Source organism: Paenibacillus sp. AR247 (assembly GCF_002968895.1).
Classification (GTDB): domain Bacteria; phylum Bacillota; class Bacilli; order Paenibacillales; family Paenibacillaceae; genus Paenibacillus_AQ; species Paenibacillus_AQ favisporus.
The window spans coordinates 200149-201435 of the sequence record NZ_PCZT01000025.1; the positions used below are offsets into that span (position 1 = coordinate 200149).

The 1287-nt window shown below is 58.9% G+C and carries 1 protein-coding gene; it reads right to left on the reverse strand.

What is annotated here, in order from left to right:
* Window positions 1-310: 310 nt before the first annotated feature.
* Window positions 311-1287, reverse strand: a 977-nt coding sequence (locus CPT76_RS33790) for a sulfate/molybdate ABC transporter ATP-binding protein (RefSeq protein WP_105446015.1), incomplete at its 5' end; no start/stop codon positions are given.

The window sequence follows — 1287 nt, forward strand, 5'->3', positions numbered from 1 at the left end:
ATCCTTGCTGCAGCCGGTAAAGACGAGAATGCAGGCCAGCAGCAGAGCGCCGAGAAGACCTGGGCGGAGTGCCGGCTTTCTATCGTGATTTTGCATCGACTGCTTTCGCATCGTCTGCCACTCCTTTAGGCTGAAACTTGCCGTGTTTGCCGCATCAGCCTGCCGAAGGGCAGGCTGGAATCGTAATACGGATAATCTTCACAGAAGCGGTATTGCTGTGTCATCTCTAAATTACGGAAGTATCCGTGCTAAGAGTAAGTATTTTCCAAGGTCCAATATGAGATTTCAAATAAGCGATACTCGGATCCCTTTAAATAATGACCGGCATCGGGTCGACCTTAAGCCGGTTTTCTTCGATCCAGCTGCGCTCGTCGTTGAACAGGTAGGCGCGGTGCACCAGCACCCGTACCGGCTGACCCGGCTGCAGCGTATCCTTCTCCAGCGAGCGGTACGTCATCAGCTTGTGGCTGCCGACTTCGACCTCCACCATCCACTCGCTGCCGCGGAAATGCAGATGGCGCACGATGCCTTCCTCCGTTGCAGACAGCACCCGGAATTCGTCGGGCCCGCCGACTTCGATGTACTCCGGCCGGATGAGCGCCCGGGTGCCGCTGCCCCCGGCAGCTTCCTCGAAGCCTTTCAGCTCACGCGCATTCTCCACCACGGTGGACTCCCCGATAAAGGTCGCGACGAACGGCGTCTTTGGCTCCTTGTAAATATCCCACGGGGTGCCCTTTTGCTCCAGGCGTCCCTGATTAATGATCATGATTTCGTCGGCTACTTCGATCGCCTCGTCCTGGTCATGCGTGACGAAGATCGACGTGATGCCCACCCGCTCGATCAGCTCCCTGAGCCAGGAGCGGAGCTCCTGCCGGATCTTGGCGTCGATCGCCGCAAACGGCTCATCCAGCAGAAGCAGCTGCGGTTCCGGCGCGAGCGCCCGGGCAAAAGCGACCCGCTGACGCTGCCCGCCGGAGAGCTGCTGCGGATAACGCTTCTCAAAACCCGCCAGCCCGGTCAGCTCGACCAGCTCCATAACCCGGTCCTTGATCTGCGACTTCGGCGTTTTCTTCACTTTCAGGCCAAAAGCAATATTGTCGAACACCGTCATATGCTTAAACAGCGCGTAGTTCTGAAACACAAACCCGATGCCCCGCTCCTGCGGCGGAAGCGCGTTGACCAGCTCTCCGTGGAAGCGGATTTCCCCGCTGTCCGGCGTCTCCAGCCCTGCAAGCATCCGCAGAATCGACGTTTTGCCGCCGCCGCTCGGCCCGAGCAGACCGATCG